The organism is Stenotrophomonas sp. Bg11-02, from assembly GCF_002836635.1.
GTDB lineage: Bacteria > Pseudomonadota > Gammaproteobacteria > Xanthomonadales > Xanthomonadaceae > Stenotrophomonas > Stenotrophomonas lacuserhaii.
Genome location: NZ_PJAY01000060.1, coordinates 1 through 19,133, shown reverse-complemented (window position 1 = coordinate 19,133; position 19,133 = coordinate 1). Strand labels below are relative to the sequence as shown.

The 19,133-nt window shown below is 67.5% G+C and carries 13 protein-coding genes, 1 pseudogene and 1 riboswitch; of the genes and pseudogenes, 8 read left to right on the top strand and 6 right to left on the bottom strand.

The annotated features are described in order from the left end of the window. Nucleotides 1–39: 39 nt before the first annotated feature. Both CXG43_RS10295 and CXG43_RS10290 read right to left on the bottom strand, forming a co-directional pair. Entirely contained in the window at nucleotides 40–3,567 is a 3,528-nt protein-coding gene (locus CXG43_RS10295; protein WP_101100109.1) for an ATP-binding protein, read from the bottom strand. A 153-nt stretch (nucleotides 3,568–3,720) separates the two neighbouring features. After that, nucleotides 3,721–7,281, bottom strand: a complete 3,561-nt coding sequence (locus tag CXG43_RS10290) for an ATP-binding protein (protein ID WP_232767731.1) — start codon at nucleotides 7,279–7,281, stop codon at nucleotides 3,721–3,723. A 249-nt stretch (nucleotides 7,282–7,530) separates the two neighbouring features. On the opposite strand from CXG43_RS10290, the gene CXG43_RS10285 reads away from it, so the two are divergent. The 3 genes from CXG43_RS10285 to CXG43_RS10275 are packed head-to-tail and all read left to right on the top strand — an operon-like array spanning nucleotide 7,531 to nucleotide 9,267. Beyond that, nucleotides 7,531–8,121 carry a YceI family protein gene (locus CXG43_RS10285; protein ID WP_101100107.1) on the top strand — a complete coding sequence of 197 codons (591 nt, stop codon included), beginning with the start codon at nucleotides 7,531–7,533 and terminating at the stop codon, nucleotides 8,119–8,121. Then, entirely contained in the window at nucleotides 8,118–8,687 is a 570-nt protein-coding gene (locus CXG43_RS10280) for a cytochrome b (RefSeq protein WP_101099883.1), read from the top strand. Before CXG43_RS10285 ends, CXG43_RS10280 begins: the two co-directional genes overlap by 4 nt. Nucleotides 8,688–8,691: 4 nt before the next feature. Beyond that, nucleotides 8,692–9,267, top strand: a complete 576-nt coding sequence (locus CXG43_RS10275; protein ID WP_101099882.1) for a YceI family protein — start codon at nucleotides 8,692–8,694, stop codon at nucleotides 9,265–9,267. Nucleotides 9,268–9,303: 36 nt separating this feature from the next. Here CXG43_RS10275 and CXG43_RS10270 read toward each other — a convergent pair whose 3' ends face one another. Next, nucleotides 9,304–9,534: a glutaredoxin family protein gene (locus tag CXG43_RS10270; protein WP_198551437.1), complete on the bottom strand. Its 231-nt coding sequence runs from the start codon at nucleotides 9,532–9,534 to the stop codon at nucleotides 9,304–9,306. A gap of 96 nt (nucleotides 9,535–9,630) precedes the next feature. On the opposite strand from CXG43_RS10270, the gene CXG43_RS10265 reads away from it, so the two are divergent. Further along, on the top strand, nucleotides 9,631–11,013 hold the full coding sequence (locus tag CXG43_RS10265; protein ID WP_101099881.1) for an L-serine ammonia-lyase: 1,383 nt from the start codon (nucleotides 9,631–9,633) through the stop codon (nucleotides 11,011–11,013). A gap of 112 nt (nucleotides 11,014–11,125) precedes the next feature. Beyond that, nucleotides 11,126–12,115: an alpha/beta hydrolase gene (locus CXG43_RS10260; protein ID WP_101099880.1), complete on the top strand. Its 990-nt coding sequence runs from the start codon at nucleotides 11,126–11,128 to the stop codon at nucleotides 12,113–12,115. Nucleotides 12,116–12,230: 115 nt separating this feature from the next. On the opposite strand, the gene CXG43_RS10255 is transcribed toward CXG43_RS10260, so the two are convergent. From CXG43_RS10255 to CXG43_RS10245, 3 genes are read right to left on the bottom strand one after another with little or no spacing between them, the layout of a single operon-like run. Continuing rightward, entirely contained in the window at nucleotides 12,231–13,319 is a 1,089-nt protein-coding gene (locus CXG43_RS10255) for a homoserine dehydrogenase (RefSeq protein WP_101099879.1), read from the bottom strand. Then, a complete protein-coding gene (locus CXG43_RS10250) occupies nucleotides 13,316–14,554 on the bottom strand; it encodes an O-succinylhomoserine (thiol)-lyase (protein WP_101099878.1) in 1,239 nt (412 codons plus the stop codon). Before CXG43_RS10250 ends, CXG43_RS10255 begins: the two co-directional genes overlap by 4 nt. After that, nucleotides 14,551–15,582, bottom strand: a complete 1,032-nt coding sequence (locus tag CXG43_RS10245; protein ID WP_101099877.1) for a homoserine O-succinyltransferase — start codon at nucleotides 15,580–15,582, stop codon at nucleotides 14,551–14,553. The genes CXG43_RS10250 and CXG43_RS10245 overlap by 4 nt, the downstream gene beginning before the upstream one ends. Nucleotides 15,583–15,661: 79 nt before the next feature. Then, nucleotides 15,662–15,779, bottom strand: a riboswitch (SAM riboswitch). A 233-nt stretch (nucleotides 15,780–16,012) separates the two neighbouring features. On the opposite strand from CXG43_RS10245, the pseudogene CXG43_RS10240 reads away from it, so the two are divergent. From CXG43_RS10240 to CXG43_RS10230, 3 genes and pseudogenes are all read left to right on the top strand, one after another. Further along, nucleotides 16,013–16,501, top strand: a pseudogene (locus tag CXG43_RS10240) (M23 family metallopeptidase); the annotation flags it as partial. Nucleotides 16,502–16,578: 77 nt separating this feature from the next. Next, complete coding sequence (locus CXG43_RS10235) at nucleotides 16,579–18,180, top strand: peptide chain release factor 3 (RefSeq protein ID WP_101099875.1); 1,602 nt, start codon at nucleotides 16,579–16,581, stop codon at nucleotides 18,178–18,180. Between the two features lie 91 nt (nucleotides 18,181–18,271). Beyond that, the gene (locus tag CXG43_RS10230) at nucleotides 18,272–18,904 is read left to right on the top strand and encodes a hemolysin III family protein (RefSeq protein ID WP_101099874.1); all 633 of its coding nucleotides are present in this window, start codon (nucleotides 18,272–18,274) and stop codon (nucleotides 18,902–18,904) included. The last annotated feature ends 229 nt before the right edge of the window (nucleotides 18,905–19,133 follow it).

Genomic DNA, 19,133 nt, shown 5'->3' with positions numbered 1-19,133 from the left:
ATATGGCGGTGCTGACCAGGGTCGGCACGAGGGATCGCACTACGCCGACATCGCCCGTGCGATGGCTTCGGCCAGCAGATCCCCGGTCACCGGCTTGCGCAGGAAGCCCTGCATGTCCGCAGCGGCGACGCGCTCGGCCAGATCGCCATCGGTGCGCGCTGTCACCGCCAACAACGGCAGCGCGTGCCCCTGGTTGCGCAGGTGCAGTGCCAGGTCGAAGCCGCTCAGCCCAGGCAGGTCGAGGTCGAGCAGGCCGATGTCGAAGCGCTCACCGGCCATCTCGCGCAGCGCCGCCAGGGCGTGCTCGGCATGCACCACCTCGTGCCCGCGCGCGCGCAGCAGCCCACCGACCACCTCGGCAACGGTCGGATCGTCCTCCACCAGCAGGATGCGCAGCGGAAGCGCCGGTGTCCGTCGCCCGTCCGCGGCCGGCGCATCGGCAGCCTCAAGCGGGTGCAGCGGCAGCGGCAGCTCGACGCGGAAACGCGTGCCGCGTCCCAGCTGGCTTTCCACGATGATGTCACCGCCCATCGCCAGCGCCAGCTCACGGCTGATCGCCAAGCCCAGCCCACTCCCGCCGTACTGGGCCGCGGTACGTGCGCCGTCGGCCTGTTCAAAGCGCCGGAACAGGCGCTTCTGCAGCTCGTGGCTGATGCCGGGGCCGGTGTCGGTGACCTCGAAGCAGAGGCCGCATGCGTGGTCGCCAGCGCGCGCCAGCAGGGTGATCGAACCGCGCTGGGTGAACTTCACTGCATTGCCGAGCAGGTTCAACAGGATCTGCCTCACCCGCAGCGGATCACCCTCTGCGGCCAGACCCGGGGCCAGCTCGTTGTACAAGGTGAACTGCACCGCCTTCTGACGCGCCAGCGGCGCGGTAAGTGCCTGCACCTCGGCAAGCAGCGCGTGCAGATCGATACTCTGCGCCTGCAGCTCCAGGCGACCGGACTCGATCCGCGCCAGGTCCAGCGCATCGTTGACCAGCAGCAACAGGTGCTCGCCGGCGCTGCGGATCGATTCGGCCTGGCTGCGCTGGCGGGTGTCCAGTGGCGATGACAGCAGCAGTTCGGTCATGCCCAGGACACCGGTCATCGGCGTGCGCACCTCGTGTCCCAGATTGGCCAGGAAGCGGGTCTTGGCCGCTGATGCCTGCTCGGCCACTTCCTGCTTGTGCACGGCCATCTGGTAATCGTGGCGCCGATGCAGGCGCCGCCGATACAACCACGCGAAGCCGCTCAGCAGCAACAGCGACGCTGCGGCCAGCACCAGCACCCCGGTGACGCTTCGCCACCAGGGTGGCAGCACCTGGAACTCGAGCGTCTGGATCCGCGACCAGACGTGGTCGGCAGAACGCGCCTGCACTTCCAGTGCGTAGCGGCCCGGCGGCAGCGCCGAGAACACCCGCTCTCCGCCCGCCCCGCCATCCACCCAATCCGGGTCGTAGCCAGCCAGCCGGAAGCGATAGACATTCGATGCCGCATCACTGAAGGAAAGCAGTCGCGCCACGATGTGCAGGTCACGGTCGCCATCTTCGATGGTCACCGCGGCAGCGTGGGTCAGGTCGACCACCTTGTCACCGCGGCTTACCTCGACCCGTTCGATCACCAGCGGCGCCTGCCGCGTTGGCGGCCCCACCTTGAGCGGATCAAACACCACCAGCCCGGCCGGCGTGCCGGCCAGCAGGTGTCCACCGGTGGCGGAGACCAGCGTGTTTTCGCGGAATTCCTGGCTTGGCAGGCCGTCGTGCACGCCGTAAAGGCGCACGCTCGGCGTGCGCGGATCCACCCGCAGCATGCCGCGCGGGCTGCTGGCCCAGACGATACCGCCGGCGTCGACCGCCAGTCCGTTGGCCGCCAGCGCCGGATAGCCCTGCACCGCGCCGATCGCCCGGTGGCGCTGCAGCGCATTGCCGTTCCACCGATGCTGGACCAGGCGACCATCCTGGGAGAGCCAGACCTGGTCGTCGGCCGCCAGCACCATGGCGTGCACCGCACCCGATGGACCACCATCGACCTGGACGAAACGCGCACCCAGCGCATCCCACTCCTGCACGCCGGCACTGCTGGTCAGCCACGGTCGGCCGCGAGGCCCGCATTCCAGGCTGGTGGCAAGCTGTCCGGACTGCAGGCCCCCCTGCCCGAGCGGTACGTCGTGCAGCAGGTGTCCGTCCAGGTCGCGCGCCTGCACACCGGCAGGCGACATCGTCCAGACCTGGTCAGCGCACACCGCGATGTCCTGGACGTTGCCCTCCATCACCGCATCCTTGCCCGCGTCCCTGCCCCAGCGCAGCACCCGGCGGCTGGCCGGGTCATAGCGCTGCAGGGCGTCCATCGAGCCGATCCAGACCCGCCCGCGCGCGTCCTCGGCCACCGACATCAACCAGTGGTTGCCGTTGACCCAGGTCAGGTGCTGCTGCACTTTCCCGGTCAGCGGGTCCAGCTTGTCCAGCGCGCCATGGCCCCCAACCGTCCACACGCCCCCATCGCGCGAGGCGGCCGTGCCCAGCACGAAGGCGTTGCGCAGCGATGACGGCTCGTCTTCCAGCCGTGCCAGTACCGAAAACTGCCACCAGCGCGGCAGCAGGTGCCACAAGCCGGCATTGGTGCTGGCCAGCCAGATGCCGCCTTCGCGGTCCTGGAATGCGCCAGTCCAGTTCGGGCGCACCCGGCCGCGCGCCAGTGCACTGTAGAGCGGCACCTGCTGGTAATGGCCATCAACGCCGCGCCCAAGCCCGGAACGGGTGTCCAGCCAGTAGCCCCCCTGCTCGTCGTGCAGCATCACTCCGAGCACCTGGTCGTTGTCCGGGACCGGCCAGGGCGCGGGTTCGAAACGCCCGTCGGGACGCCGCACGATCACACTGCCGAGCGTGTTGATCCACAGGCTGCCATCGGCGTCCGCAGTCATCCCGTTGATCACTGCATCTGCGGGCAGCGCGTCCGGCATGCGCTCGAAATCGGTACCGGTCCAGCGCGCCAGGCCCCGCTTGGTGCCGACCCACAACGTGCCGTCCGGCAGTGTTGCCAGGAACGGTACGCTGTTGGATGGCAGGCTGCGCGGGTTGCCCGGCTCGGGCAGGAACCGCTGCAGTCTGTCCTGCGCATCAAGGCGGTACAGGCCGCCCTCGTAGGTGCCGAACCAGATCGCCCCATCAGGGGTGGAGGCAACACTCCAGACCGTGTTGCTGGTCAGCAGCGGCTGGCTGGCGCGGTCATAGAAATGCATCTGCTTGCGATCGGCGGACAAGCGCACCAACCCGGCGTTTTCCGTACCGATCCACAACTGGTTGCGCGCATCGGCGAGTACCGTCCAGATCCGGTTGTCGCGCAGGCCATCTTCAGCGCGCCAGATGCGATAGCTGCGGCCATCGAACCGCGCCAGCCCGTCGTTGGTGGCGATCCAGAGGTAGCCCAGGCGGTCTTCGGCCATCCGGTTGACGGTGTTGGAAGGCAGGCCGTCGAATACGGTGAGCTGCCGTGGCGTAGGCGGAACCGGCTGCGCCAACGCACGCGCGGGCGCAAGCAACAGCCAGCCTGACAGCAACAGCGTCATCGCCGTACGCAGACCCATCAACCTTGCCATCTCCGCATTGCCGTCCCTCACCTGCCAGACCGCGCGTTCAACGCAGCGGTGGATGCGACAGCACATCGCCGTCCCGGCATAGTAAACCGAAGCCCGCCTCTTCGCGCAGGGCGCGGCACGCCCCATCCGCTGTCGGCGGTGGCTTCACTGCGAAGGTCGGCGCTGGCGCGCCCGGGCAATCGCTTCGACCAACATGTCCCCGGTCACCGGCTTGCGCAGGAAGCCATCGAATCCCGCCGCCAGCACGTCTGCTTCGGCATAGGCATCCGAACGCGCGGTCACCGCCAGCAGCGGGAACTCATGCGCCAGCGCGCGTAGTTGCCGCGCCAGCGCCAGGCCGTCCAGTGCGGGCAGGTCCAGGTCGAGCAGCCCCACGTCGAAGGCCGCCGTGGAGGCTTCTGCCAATGCGGCCAGCCCATGCAGTACGTGGACCACGCGGTGCCCGCGCGCTGACAGCAGGCCGACGATGACACGGGCCACGGTTGGATCATCTTCCACCAGCAGGATCGCCAGCCCGGGCAGATCAAGCGACAGCAGACCGGTGCCGGACTCCGGGGGATGCGCCTCCATCTGCCACGGCAGCGGCAGTTCCACACGGAAACAGGCACCTTGGCCGGGCCGGCTCTGCACGCCGATGCGGCCGCCCATTGCCACGGCAAGCTCCTGGCAGATCGCCAGGCCCAGCCCGGAGCCGCCGAAGCGCGAGGCGGTGCGCGGTCCGTCGGCCTGTTCGAAGCGCTCGAACAATCGCGCCTGCTGCTCGACACTGATGCCCGGCCCGGTGTCGGTGACCTCGAACACGATTCCTGCCCCGCCATCGGACAGCTGCACCGCCAGGCGCACCTCGCCACGCTCGGTGAATTTGATGGCGTTGCCCAGCAGGTTCATCAGGATCTGCCGTACCCGCATTTCATCGCCGCTGGCCGAGACATGACCGGGCACGTTCACCTGTCGCTGGAAGGCAAGCCCACGCTGCCCTGCCAGCGGCTCCATCAGGCCCTGCACTTCGTCCAGCAGTGCCTCCAGGCCGAACGGGCGGATGTCCAGTTCAAGCCGGCCGGCCTCGATGCGTGCAAGGTCCAGCGCATCGTTGACCAACCGCAACAGGTGCGTGCCGGCCTGGTGGATGGCCCCGGCATAGCCGCGCTGCTGCTCGTCCAGCGGGCTGTCCAGCAACAGCTCGCTCATCCCCAGCACACCGGTCATCGGCGTGCGTACTTCATGGCCCAGCGTGGCCAGGAAATGGCTCTTGGCCTGGGATGCCTGTTCGGCAAGATGCTGTTTGTGCAGCGTCAGCTGCCACTGCTGGCGCCGACGCAGCCGCAGCCGCACGTACCACGCCAGGGCAGCCAACAGCAGCGCGCTGGCCAGCACATACAGCAGCAGCGCCGCGCCACTGCGCCACCACGGTGGAAGCACCTCCATCCGCAGGTCCGGGGCGATGGTCCAGTCGCCGCCGGCGCGGCGCGCCTGCACTTCGATGCGGTAGCTGCCTGCAGGCAGGCGCGACAGCGTGCGCTCGCCGTCGACAGCCGGCACCCAGTTCAAGTCATACCCGTCCACGCGGAAGCGGTAGGCATTGCTCAGCGGGTTGGCGAAGGAGAGCAGGCGTGCGTTGATCTGCAGATCGCGATCATCCGGCCCCAGCACGACCGGGGCATCCAGGGGCAGCTCCTGCCACCCTTCGCCATCGTCGCGGCGCACCCGCAACGCACCGACCACCAACTGCGATGGCGGCAGCCGTGCGTCGGGCTGGTTCGGATCGAAGCCTACCAGGCCGATCTTCGATACGGCCAACACCCTGCCTGCGGCATCCTGCGCAGGCGGGCGACCGTTGAACTCCGCATCGGGCAATCCGTCGCGCTCGGTGTAGATGCGCAGCTGTCGCGCCAGCGGATCCCAACGCATAAGGCCACGCGGACTGGTGGCCCATATCTGTCCGTCGGCCGCGGGCACCAGTCCGCCGATCGACACCGGCGGCACGCCTTCTGCCGCAGCAACCTGCTCGCGCAGGTTCAGGCCCAGGCCGTCCCAGTCGTAGCGTTCGAATGCCCCCTGCCGTGCCAGCCACACACCGGTGGGCGAAACCCAGGCGATATCGAAGATCGGTCCGCGCGAAACGCCCGGCACGGCCAGGAACGCGCTGTCCTGGAAGCGCAGCACGCCCACGTCGCCCACCACCCATGGCTGCCCACGGGGATCGAAGCGGATCTGTTCGATCGGCGCTTCACTGCGTCCAGGCAGATCGCTGGAACGTATTTCCTGCAGGAGTCGCCCGCCCGCGTCGCGGTGCTGCAGGCCATGGTTCATCACTGACAGCCACACCGTTCCATCGGGGGCGGCGCGCATCAGGTCGATGCGCTGGCGCAGGTCCGCGCCGCCGTGGATCAACCAGTCGCGATGGCTGCCGCGGCGCGGGTCGTACACCGTGATGCGCCCTGCGCGCCCCAGCCACAAGGTGCCGTCGGGACGCGGCAGCAGCGACCAGACCGCACCGCTGCCGATGGTCTGGTCACTGACCAGCAGCGACAGCGTGCCCTTTCCATCGAGCCGATACACGCCCGGCGCCGCCCCGATGTAGAAGTCCGTGCCGTCGCTGGCCGCGCTCAGCAGGTACTGGCTGTCCAGCGGCTTGCCGTCCAGCTGATACCAGGTCGAGAAACGTTTCCAGTCCGGCGGCAGGTAAGCCAGTCCCTGGGTCAACAAGGCGATCCAGATGCCGCCCTCGTGGTCCTGCAGCAGATCCACCACGCCGCTGTGCACGGTCAGGAAACCACTGCCACGGTCGCCTTCCAACCGGCGCAGCCGTTGCTCATCGCCGCGCAGCAGCCCATCTGAGCTGCCTACCCAGAAGCCGCCCTGGCGATCATGCAGCACCTTGGAGGAGCGCAGGGTGTCGCCCTGTGACCACTGGGGACGCTGGACCGCATCGTGCGCGTCGATGTGGAACATGCCATCGGACTGCGTGCCAACCCATACGCCGCCGGCCGCATCGCGACTGAGCCGCAGCACCGCAGTGGCGCCCAGGGTCGCCGGCGCGATCCGATCAAAGCCAGTGCCGTTCCAGCGCGCGACACCCCGCTCGGTACCGACCCACAGGCGTCCGCGCCCATCGACCAGGCTGGAAAAGACCGTGTCACCGGGAATGCTGTGCCGATCATGCGGATCATGACGGAACAGCTGCACCTTGCCCGCTTCGTCGCGTCGGCACAGCCCGTAGGCGCTGGTGCCGATCCACAGCGCCTTGTCGTGTTCGGCCAAGGTCCAGAACTGTCCGTCACAGGCCTCGTTGATGTCGTCAAGCGTTTCAAAGGCGTCACGGGCCGGTCCCATGCGGACCAGGCCCACGCCGTTTATGCCCAGCCAGAGGCGGTCCTGGACGTCCACCAGCAGTGTTTCGATCTCATCGCCAGGCAGGCTGCCCTCGGCCTGCGGATCATGCCGCCAGCTGCGCAGCGACACGCCGTCATAACGCGCCAATCCGCCATCGGTCGCAGCCCAGATGTAGCCCTGGCGGTCCTGCGCCAAGGCCGTGACCATCCGCGATGGCAGGCCTTCCGCCGGGCCCAGCCGCCGTAGCCGCGGGGTTTCGGCGGCATCCTGCGCGCCCGCCAGCGCCTGGCAGGGGAACAGCCCTGACAACAGCAGGCCGGCCACTGCCAACAGCCATCCCAGCGCCCGTCCTTGATGCATGTGCTTGGCCATCGCTCCCCCTTGGATGCAGGCGATTGTCACACAGCCTTGACGATGCGTCCGGCGAGCGGGATGCTGGCGGTGGCGTTGCCGACGGGCCTTGGCAGGCAAGGACCATCGGCACCATGATCTGTTGCAGCCATGTGGCTGCTCGCGAAGCCGGTGGCGTGCGTATGATCGTCACGTCCCCCTGCAGGAGCCCACCGCGTGCTGCGACGCCTTACCCTTGCCTTGCTGCTGTCCGCGCTGCCTGCGGTCAGCATGGCGGCCACGCCGACGTACCGGCTCGACCCGGTACATACACGGGTCCTGTTCGCCATCGAACATGCCGGCTTTTCCAATGCGCTGGGCACCGTATCCGGCAGTGAGGGCGAATTGGCGTTCGATCCCGCCGACTGGGCCGCTTCCCGCCTGGACGTGCGTATCCCGATCTCCCACCTGGACCTGGGCGATGCCAAATGGAACCAGTCCGCGCTGGCACGCAACCTGCTCGACGGCGAACGTTTTCCCGAAGCACGCTTCGTATCCACCAGCGTCGAGCAGATCGATGAAACCCATGCCCGCGTCAAAGGAGACCTGACACTTCGTGGGGTTACCCGTGAAGTCGTGCTGGAGGTCAAGCTCAACGCCCTCAAACGGCATCCGTTGCCGCCGTTCCGCCGCACCGCTGGTTTCTCGGCAACGGCCACGCTCAGCCGCCGCGACTTCGGCATCACCGCATGGTCCAGCATGATCGGCGACAGCGTGCAGCTGCGCATCGAAGCGGAGGCCGTTCGCGACCGCAACGCCGGTGATGACGAACCTTCCGCCGCCCCCGTTCCGCCCGAGCCTTCTGACAGGAGCACGCCATGACCCGTCCCAATGCGCAGCGCTGGGGTGGCGTGAGCCAATCCCTGCACTGGCTGATCGCATTGCTGATCCTCACCCTTGGCGTGGTCGGCCTGACCATGGGCGAGCTGCCGAAGACGCCGAAGTATTTCTGGGTCTACACCGCGCACAAATCACTGGGCATCAGTGTGCTGGCGCTGGTGGTGCTGCGCCTGGGCTGGCGCCTGCATGCCGGCGCACCGCCCGCGGTGCCCGGCACTCCAAGCTGGCAGGAACGCGTCGCCAGCGCTACCCATGGGCTGCTGTATGTCCTGATGTTCGCCATTCCGCTGTCCGGCTGGATCTACGACTCGGCAAGCGGGCTGCGTCCGTTCCGCTGGTTCGGCCTGGTCGACGTGCCCAAGCTGGTGGCGCCGGATCCGCAGAAGGTAGCTGTGTCGCACGCCATCCATGAATATGGTTTCTGGCTGCTGATCGCAGTGGTGCTGGCGCATGCCGGTGCCGCGCTCTACCACCACTTTTTCCAACGCGATGCCACCCTGGCGCGCATGCTGCCGCGCGGCTGGCTCGCCTCTTCCCAGAAGGACTGATTCGATGAGCATCAAACTCAGCACCCCATCGGCCGTCGCCGCTGCGCTGGCCGGCCTGCTGGCCGCCTCGCCTGCCTTGGCCGCCGACTACGTGCAGGCGGCCGGAGCGCCGGGTTCCAACCTGGCCTTTGCCACCAAGTACGACGGCGAGGTCTTCGCCGGCACCTTCCCCGGGTTCTCCACCCAGCTCAGTTTCGACCCGGCCAACCCTGCGGCCGGCAAGCTCGAGGTGAACATCCCGCTGGCCGGTGCGAAGAGCGGCAACAGTGACCGCGACTCCACCCTGCAGGGCGCGGACTTCTTCGATGTCGGCAAGTTCGCCACCGCGCGATACTCCGCCAGCGGCTTCCGCGCACTGGGCAGCGACACCTACGCTGCCGATGGCACGCTGGAACTGCGCGGCGTCAGCAAGCCGGTGACCCTGACCTTCACCTGGACCCCCGGCACCCAGCCGGTACTGAAGGGCAAGGCCACCGTCAAGCGCCTGGACTTCGGCGTGGGAGGGGGCGACTGGGCCGACACCAAGAGCATTCCGGACGAAACCGCGATCAGCACCGTGGTGACGTTCAAGGCGAAATGACCAACGCGGTCCGCCAGCGCCGGGCAAGGTCCGGCGCTACGGATCCGGGTGCCTCCATGCCGCCAGTGCAGCGGCGTCGAATGGCCAATCCAGCTCGCGGTCCGCAGCGGCATCACGCAGCACCGGCACGCGCGCTCCATACCGGGGTTCCAGCGCGGGATTCCCATCGATGAACACCGGATCGAAATCGGGAAAACGCGCCTGGGCGAGCACGGCCAAGGCCTGGTCACACAGCTGGCAGTCATCACGCTGGTACAGGATCAACACAGGCAGGGCTCCGATGGCTTTGCTGCGGCGCAGCCAAGGATGCGCTGCGGCAACCGCTAGAATAGCGTCTTTCCCGGTACCCGCAGCACGGCATCCATGGCAGTCAGCACGTTCGACGTCTTCAAGATCGGCATTGGCCCGAGTTCCTCGCACACCGTAGGCCCGATGAAAGCGGCCGAGCGCTTCGTGCACCGCTGGCTGCTCGATCCCGGCCGGCTGCAGGACGTGGTGCGCATCCGCGCCGATGTCTACGGTTCGCTGGCATTGACCGGTCGCGGACACGGTACCGACAAAGCGGTACTGCTGGGGCTGGAAGGCCAGCGGCCGAACCTGATCGACCCGGACATCATCCCGGCCACGCTGGAACGCATCCGTACCAGCAGGCGCATCAACCTGATGGGCCAGCATGAAATCGTCTTCGAGGAGAAGCGCGACCTCGGCCTGAACAAGCGCCAGAAGCTGCCCTACCACACCAACGGCATGCGCTTCACAGCGTACGGCGCCAACGATGAGCTGATTGCCACGCGCGACTATTACTCGGTCGGCGGCGGCTTCGTGGTCAACCAGGATGATGCGGCCGACGACCGCATCGTACCCGATGAGACCCCCCTGCCTTATCCGTTCAAGAGTGGCGATGAACTGCTGGCGCAGACCGCGCGGAGCGGGCTGAGCATTGCCCAGCTGATGTTCGAGAATGAGAAATCCTGGCGCAGCGAAGACGAGATCCGGGACCAGCTTCGCGAAATATGGGAAGCGATGCAGGCGTGCGTGGCCCGCGGCATCCGCCAGGAAGGCGTACTGCCAGGCGGACTGAAGGTCGGCCGGCGCGCCCCCGCCCTGCACCGCGAACTGTCGTCCAAGCCGGAAGCTGCGATGCGTGATCCGCTGACCACGCTGGACTGGGTCAACCTGTACGCGCTGGCGGTGAACGAAGAAAACGCCGCCGGTGGCCGCGTGGTGACCGCCCCCACCAACGGCGCCGCCGGCGTGCTGCCTGCGGTACTGCATTACTTCGACCGCTTCTGCCCGGGGGCGAACGAACAGCGGATCTTCGACTTCCTGCTGACCTCGGCGGCGATTGGCATCCTGTACAAGGAAAACGCCTCGATTTCCGGCGCCGAAGTCGGTTGCCAAGGCGAGGTGGGTGTCGCCTGCTCGATGGCCGCCGGTGGCCTGGTCGCTGCGCTGGGCGGCAGTCCCAGCCAGATCGAAAATGCCGCTGAGATCGGCATGGAGCACAACCTGGGCCTGACCTGCGATCCGATCGGCGGTCTGGTGCAGATTCCCTGCATCGAACGCAATGCGATGGGCGCGGTGAAGGCGATCAATGCCTCGCGCATGGCGATGCGCGGCGATGGCAAGCACAAGGTATCGCTGGACAAGGTCATCAAGACCATGCGCGACACCGGCCGCGACATGCAGGACAAGTACAAGGAAACCAGCCGCGGCGGCCTGGCGGTGAACGTCATCGAGTGCTGACCGCAGCTGCCTGCGGGGGTCGTAGTGGGTGACGACCGTTGGTCGTGGTGGGTGACGACCGTTGGTCGTCACGCTTTTCCGGTTAACCTCAAGCTTCCCCCCGGAGACCACCATGCGCCTGCTGGCCACCGCCCTGCTTGCCTGCCTTCCAATCACCACGCTCGCCGCCGATAGCTACGGCGCCCGGCTGGAAGGCTTCGACTATCCCCATCCGGTAAAGATGTTCGCACTGCAGTCGCAGCGCCAACCACTGGAAATGGCCTACCTGGATCTTTCGCCGCCGCGTGCGCCGGTCGGCACGGTGGTCCTGCTCCACGGCAAGAATTTCTGTGCTGCTACCTGGCAGGAGAGCATCCAGCCCCTGCTTGATGCCGGCTATCGGGTGATCGCGCCTGACCAGGTGGGCTTCTGCAAATCCAGCAAGCCGCAGGGGTACCAGTATTCGTTCGGCCAGTTGGCCGCCAATACGCATGCCCTGCTGCAGCAGCTCGGCGTGCAGCGCGCGCACATCGTCGGCCATTCCATGGGCGGCATGCTGGCCGCCCGCTATGCGCTGCTGTACCCGGATGCCACGCAGTCGTTGTCGCTGGTCAATCCGATCGGCCTGGAGGACTGGAAGGCGTTGGGCGTGCCGTGGCGCAGCGTGGATGCGTGGTATGCCAACGAGCTGAAGACCAGCTTTGAATCCATCAAGAAATACCAGCTTGATGTGTATTACAACGGCGACTGGAAGCCCTCGTTCGAGCGCTGGGCGCGGATGCAGGCCGGCATGTATGCCGGCACGGGCAAGGACGCTGTGGCATGGAGCCAGGCGCTGACCTCGGACATGGTGTTCAACCAGCCCGTCGTTCACGAGTTGAAGAACATCCGCGTGCCGACCACGCTGTTCATCGGCCAGAAGGATCGCACGGCCATCGGCCGCGACCTGGCCCCTCCTGCGCTGAAGGCAACGCTGGGCGACTACCCCGTGTTGGGCAAGGCAGCCGCTGCGGCGATACCCGGCGCACAGCTCGTGGAATTCGCCGAACTGGGGCACTCGCCGCAGGTACAGGATCCCGCACGTTTCAATGCCGCATTGCTGCGCGCGCTGAAGGCGCCGTAAAGAACGTGGAGGTGCCGGCAGGGTCGGCACCTTTGCCCACGGCCGGGGGCGTCCTGCAACGGGCGGAGCTGCAGTTCGCCGCATCAGCGCCCTGCGTGCCTGCAGATCCGCGGGCTCAACGTCGTTCGGTTGTCTGCGTCCGCGCAATGCGCAGCACGTCATCCAGCAATGCCGCTGCCGTGACCTCCGCACCTGCGCCCGGCCCCTGGATCAGCAGTGGCTGATCGTGATATCGATCGCTGTAGATCGCGACACAGTTGTCCGTTCCTGCACCCGACGCGAGCGGATGGTCTGCCGCCAGCGACTGCACACCAACGCGTGCGGCCCCGGCTTCGACGCGACCGATGAAGCGCAGCACCTGGCCCGCCTCGCGTGCATGCAGCCAACGCTGGTGGAGCGGTGCATCCAGCTGCGCCAGCTGCTCCAGCGCCTGCGCGTGCGGCAGCATGGCCAGCGCCGCCGGCACCAACGAATCGACCTGCACCTGTCCATCGGCGAGGCCCAATCCGCTGGCGCGCGCCAGTATCAACAGCTTGCGACGCACGTCCTCTCCAGAGAGATCCAACCGCGGATCCGGCTCGGTGAAGCCGGCAGCGAGCGCTTCCCGCACCGCCACCGAAAACGGCTCGCTACCGTCGTAGCGGTGGAACAACCAGGCCAGCGAGCCGGACAGTACGCCTTCGATGCGGTGGATGCGGTCACCGCCTTCGACCAGCGCGCGCAGGCTGCTCAGCAGCGGCAGGCCCGCTCCGACCGTCGCACTGTCGCCGTAGCGCGCGCCGCTGTCGGCACAGTGCGCCGCAATCTGCGCTGCACGCTGCTGCTGCGCGCCCTGCCCCAGCTTGTTGGCGGTCACCACGTGCACGCCGCGCGCCAGCCAGAGCGCGTGTTCGGCGGCGACGCTTTCACTGGCTGTGGCGTCCACCACCACGTCTCCGGCGCGCAGGCTGTCGGCCTGCTTCCACGGTGCTGCGGCGGCCGTCAGCCGGGGGGCGCGCTTTATCTCATGCAGCGGCCGTTCCGGCGCACCGTCGCAGGCCAGTACCGCGCGCGAGTTGGCCAACCAACGGAACGGCGGCAAGGCGAGCCCGCGTGCCTGCAATGCCTGGTAACGGGCGACGAACGCGGTGCCCACCGTGCCGGTTCCCAGCAACGCCAGCCGCCCCGAGGAGGCGCGCGAGAGTTCGATGACCTGGGCGTTCATGCGTCCACGACCTGTTTCTGCCGGGCCTGTGCATCGACCACGGCCGCCGCCCGGTCCAGCGCGGCGGCAAGGTCGGCAAGCAGGTCGCGTTCGGATTCGATGCCCACCGACAAGCGCAGCAGACCTTCGCTGATACCGGCGGCCTGGCGCGCCTGCACGGTCATCGCAGCATGGGTCATCGTCGCCGGATGCGCGACCAGGCTCTCCACGCCGCCCAGCGATTCGGCCAGGGTGAAGTACTGCAGGCCATCGACGAACGCGCGCACCGCCGCATGCGGATCGTCGCCCTCGCAGTTCGCCAGTTCGAAGGACAGCATGGCGCCGAAACCGGATTGCTGGCGTGCGGCGATGGCATGCCCTGGGTGGTCGGCGAGGCCGGGGTAGTACACCGCGCTCACCGCGCGATGGGCGGCCAGCAGCGGCACGATCGCAGCGGTGTTTTCCTGGTGCACGCGCAGGCGTGCATCCAGCGTGCGCAGGCCGCGCAGGGTCAGGAAGGCATCGAACGGCGAACCGGTCAGGCCCAGTGCGTTGGCCCACCAGGTGAGCTGCTGTACCAGGTCCGGATCGCGCGCCACCACCGCCCCGCCAACCACGTCGCTGTGGCCGTTGATGTACTTGGTGGTGGAGTGCAGGACCAGGTCGGCGCCGAAGGCCAACGGCTGCTGCAGGGCGGGCGAAAGGAAGGTGTTGTCGACCACCACCCGCGCGCCGGCCTTGTGCGCGGCATCGATGACGAAGCGCAGGTCGGTGATGCGCAGCAGCGGGTTGGACGGGGTTTCCACCAGCACCAGCTTCGGCGAGCTGGCCAGCGCGTGGGCCAGCGAGCGCGGATCGGTCAGGTCGGCGGTGACCAGCTTGAACTGGCCCTTGCCGGCCAGCGCGTTGAACAGCCGCCAGCTGCCACCGTAGGCATCGTGCGGCACCACCAGGGTGTCCTCCGGGCCCAGCAGCGCCTGCAGCACCAGGTTGATCGCGCCCATGCCGGTCGCTGTCACCACCGCGCCGGCGCCGCCTTCCAGCTCGGCCAGTGCCTCGCCGAGCAGGTCGCGGGTCGGATTGCCGCTGCGGGTGTAGTCGTACTGGCGCTTGTTGCCGAACCCATCGAAGCTGAAGTTGGAGGACAGCACGATCGGCGGGGTCACCGCACCGTGGGCGCTGTCGCGGTCGATGCCGGCGCGCACTGCGGCAGTGGTGCGGCTACAGGACGGCGTGCCGTTGATGTCGTGGCTCATGCGGTTTCTCCCGGGATGCGGATGGCGTTGGCGAGGATCGCGTCGATGCGATCGGTTTCTTTCAGGAAGGCGTCGTGGCCGTAGGGCGAGCGCAGCACGCGCAGACTGCCGCGCGGGCCCAGTCCTTCGACCAGGCTGACCAGGTCGGCCAGCGGCACCAGGCGGTCACCTTCCACGGCCACCACGACGGTGGGCAGCAGCAGCTGCGCCGGTTCGATGCGGTGCAGGTCGATGGATTCGGACAGGCGCAGCCAGGCGGTGACCGGCGTGCGCGCGACGTACTGCGCGGCGGCCGCGTCCAGGTAATCTTCGGCGGCCACGCGTACGCGCCCATTGATCACTTCCGGGGCGGCGTCGAAGCGCTCGCTGAACTCTTCCGGCGTGCGGTAGCTGAGCATCGCGAACTGGCGTGCCAGGGCCAGGCCGTTCTCGTCACTGCACTGCAGCTGGCCCAGTGCAACGGCGCGTCGCTGCAGGGCGCGCCAGGCGGCCGCGTAGGGGTGCGCACGATGCGCGCCGCTGACCACCACCAGCCGCTGCACGCGCCGGCGGTGGCGCAGGCCGAACTGCTGGGCGACCAGCGCGCCATAGGAGTAACCGACGAACGCCTGCAGCTGCGCGATGCCGAGGTGATCCAGCAGGATCGCCAGCGCATCGGCCTGGTCGGCGGTATCGATCGGCACGTCCAGCGCGCCATCGGCGCCGATGAAATCAAACGCCAGCACGCGCAGCCGCTGCGGGTCGAGGGTCCGCCCCGGGCCGACCAGGCCTTCGGCCCAGCCTTTCTCGCCGAACCGGGCATTGGCGGCCACGTGGCGGTTGGCGGAAATGCCACCGGCCAACACCACGACGGGCGCGTCGGCGGGGCCTACCCATTCGTAGCGCAGGCGGATCGGACGCGGGCCGGCATGGCGCATGTCCAGCACCGCGGCGAACTCGCCGCGTGCGGCATGCACGCGGTCTTCGACCGGCACGCTGACGGGAACAAAAGAGTCGGGGCGGAGGGCGGTGCTGGGGGCGAAGCTCATGGCGGCATCCAATAAGGAAAACGGCCATCGAGCCTTCGCGGGGCTCGCGTCCAAGTCCTGCCCTTTCCGGGCACGGCTCGAACCATCTTCCGGTAGACACGGGGTCCCCGCAGGATTTGGCACCTACGCTGACGCTTGCGCGCCTGCGGGCTGCCCCGGCTTCAAAGGGCCTGTCCCTCTGCCGGTCTCGATGGTGGAGCCACGATGCCAGCGAATATCCGGCCTGTCAATCCTTTCATGCGGATGAAGCGATGGATTCATTCGCAACTTCCGCGGGGGCCTGCGCGGGCTGCTACAGTCCGCCCTCCTGCTGCCACGCTGATCCTCGATGCGCCGCCTGCTGCCGTGCTGCCTGATCCTGCTGCCCCTGTGTGCCCGGCCCACGATGGCGTCAGATACCATCGACTGGCGCGCCGGCTGGGGTTTGTCAGGCGCCCCGGCAGCGGATTCGTTCGCTTACCAGTTACCGTTTGATGCGCGGCGCTTCAGCGTGGGCCAGGCTCCGCAGGGCCGATTCAGCCACCGCGACGCCGAAAACCGCCATGCAGTCGACTTCACCCTGCCCGAAGGCACGCCGGTACTGGCCGCGCGCGGCGGCCGGGTGACCCGGGTGCAGGCGGGCTTCAGCGGCAATGGACTGGATCCGCAGCGTGACCGCGGGCGCGCCAACTATGTGCGCATCGTCCATGACGACGGCAGCATGGCCGTCTACGCGCACCTGCAGCACGAGGGCGTGCTGGTGAATGAAGGCCAGCAGGTGCAGGCCGGCCAGCCGATCGCGCTGTCCGGCAACACCGGGTACAGCACCGCCCCGCACCTGCATTTCGCCGTGCAGCGACAGCGCGGCACGCAGCTCGAGTCGATCCCGGTGCGCATCGTCACCCCGCGCGGCCAGCTCCACTTCGAAAAACAGCCCTGATCCCCTCCCTCACCTTTTTTCGGCGATAATCATCGGCTTACTTCATTGATCTGCGCCCCGGGCGGGCGCCCCCTGCCATGTCCGAAGTCGCCACTGAAGCCGCGCGCCGCCGCACGTTCGCCATCATTTCCCATCCTGATGCGGGCAAGACCACGCTGACCGAAAAGCTGCTGCTGTTCGGCGGTGCGATCCAGATGGCTGGTTCGGTCAAGGGCCGCAAGGCCGCACGCCACGCCACCTCCGACTGGATGGCGCTGGAAAAAGAGCGCGGCATCTCGGTGACCTCATCGGTGATGCAGTTCCCCTACGAAGGCAAGATCGTCAACCTGCTCGACACCCCCGGCCATGCCGACTTCGGCGAGGACACCTACCGCGTGCTCACTGCGGTGGACTCGGCGCTGATGGTGATCGACGTGGCCAAGGGCGTGGAAGAGCGCACCATCAAGCTGATGGAGGTCTGCCGGCTGCGCGACACGCCGATCATGACCTTCATCAACAAGCTCGACCGCGAGGGCAAGGAACCGATCGACCTGCTGGATGAGGTGGAAAGCGTGCTGGGCATCCAGTGCGCACCGGTGACCTGGCCGATCGGCATGGGCCAGCGCCTGAAGGGCGTGGTCCACCTGATCACCGGCGAAGTGCATCTTTACGAGCAGGGCCGCAACTTCACCCGCCAGGACTCGACCATCTTCCCGTCCATCGACTCGCCCGGCCTGGCCGAGAAGATCGGCGCGCAGATGCTGGCCGACCTGCGCGATGAACTGGAACTGGTCCAGGGCGCCAGCCACCCGTTCGACCTGGACGCCTACCGCGCGGGCAAGCAGACCCCGGTGTTCTTCGGCTCGGGCGTGAACAATTTCGGCGTGCAGCCGCTGCTGGACTTCTTCGTCGAACACGCCCCGTCGCCGCAGCCGCGTGCCAGCACCGGCCGCGCCGTGCGGCCGCAGGAGAACAAGCTGACCGGCTTCGTGTTCAAGATCCAGGCCAACATGGACCCGCAGCACCGTGACCGCGTGGCGTTCATGCGCGTGTGTTCGGGCCGTTTCGCGGCAGGCATGAAGACCCTGCACGTGCGGACCGGCAAGGACATGAAGCTGGCCAACGCGCTGACCTTCATGGCCAGTGATCGCGAGATCGCTGCCGAAGCGTGGCCGGGCGATGTCATCGGCATCCACAACCACGGCACCATTTCCATCGGTGACACCTTCACCGAAGGCGAGGCGATCACCTTCACCGGGATCCCGAATTTCGCCCCGGAACTGTTCCGCCGCGCACGCCTGCGCGACCCGCTCAAGCTCAAGCAACTGCAGAAGGGCCTGGCGCAGTTGTCCGAAGAGGGGGCGACCCAGTTCTTCCGTCCGCTGATGAGCAACGACCTGATCCTCGGTGCGGTCGGCGTGCTGCAGTTCGACGTGGCCGCGTACCGCCTGAAGGACGAATACGGGGTGGAAGCCACCTTCGAGCCGGTCAGCGTGGTCACTGCGCGCTGGGTTACCTGCAGCAACGAAAAGAAGCTGGAAGAGTTCCGCGAGAAGAACGCGCTGAACCTGGCGGTGGATGCGGCCGGCCAGCTGGTCTACCTTGCGCCGACGCGGGTCAACCTGCAGCTGGCGCAGGAACGCGCGCCGGACGTACGCTTCTCCGCTACCCGTGAAGCGGCGTACACCGCCACGTCCTGAACCACGGCGGTGGCCGGACGTGCACGCGCCGGCCATCGCGGCGATGATAGGGGTGATGCAGGTCCCCCTCCCTGCGACCCACTCGTCCCACATGACCTCTGTTGAATCGATCCGCGAGGAAATCGCCAGCGCGCTGACCCATGGCCTCGGTGCGGTGTTCGCCCTGGCGGGCAGCGCTGTGTTGATCACCCTGGCCGCCATCAACGGCGACGGCTGGCAACTGTTCAGTTCGATCGTATTCGGCGTGGCGTTGCTGCTGCTGTACACCGCCTCCACGCTGTACCACGCGATCCAGCACCCGGTGGCCAAGGGGCGACTGAAGGTCTTCGACCATTGCGCGATCTACGTGCTGATCGCCGGCACCTATACGCCGTTCATGCTGATCGGTCTACGCGGCCCCTGGGGCTGGAGCATGTTCGCCGCGATCTGGACGCTGGCCTTGGCCGGGGTGGTGTTCAAGCTGTTCTACACCGGCCGTTTCAAGGCCCTGTCGACCGGCATCTACATCGCGATGGGCTGGCTGATCGTGGTGGCGATCAAGCCGATGCTGGCGGCGATCGACCTGTGGACGCTGGGCTGGCTGCTGGCCGGCGGGCTGTCCTACACGTTGGGCACTTACTTCTACCACCGCGAATCGATCCGTTATTCGCACGCGATCTGGCATCTGTTCGTGATCGGCGGCAGCGTGTGCCACTTCGTCGCGGTGACCGCGCAGGTGTTGTGATTTTCCGCGCTTGCACGCGGGCTTGAAGCAACAGCGAAGGCAACGTCAACGTCAAAAGCTGCAGGGCTGGTTGTTGGCGGGGCGAGGTGGCCCTGGTAGCGCCGACCCATGGTCGGCGGAATGTTCCCGCCAACGGCCGCTGCGCTCGCCGACCATGGGTCGGCGCTACCGCTTTTCTTTTTTTCATACGCGGGTGGCGGCCCCCGGAATCTGTCCGGGGGGCCGGCCG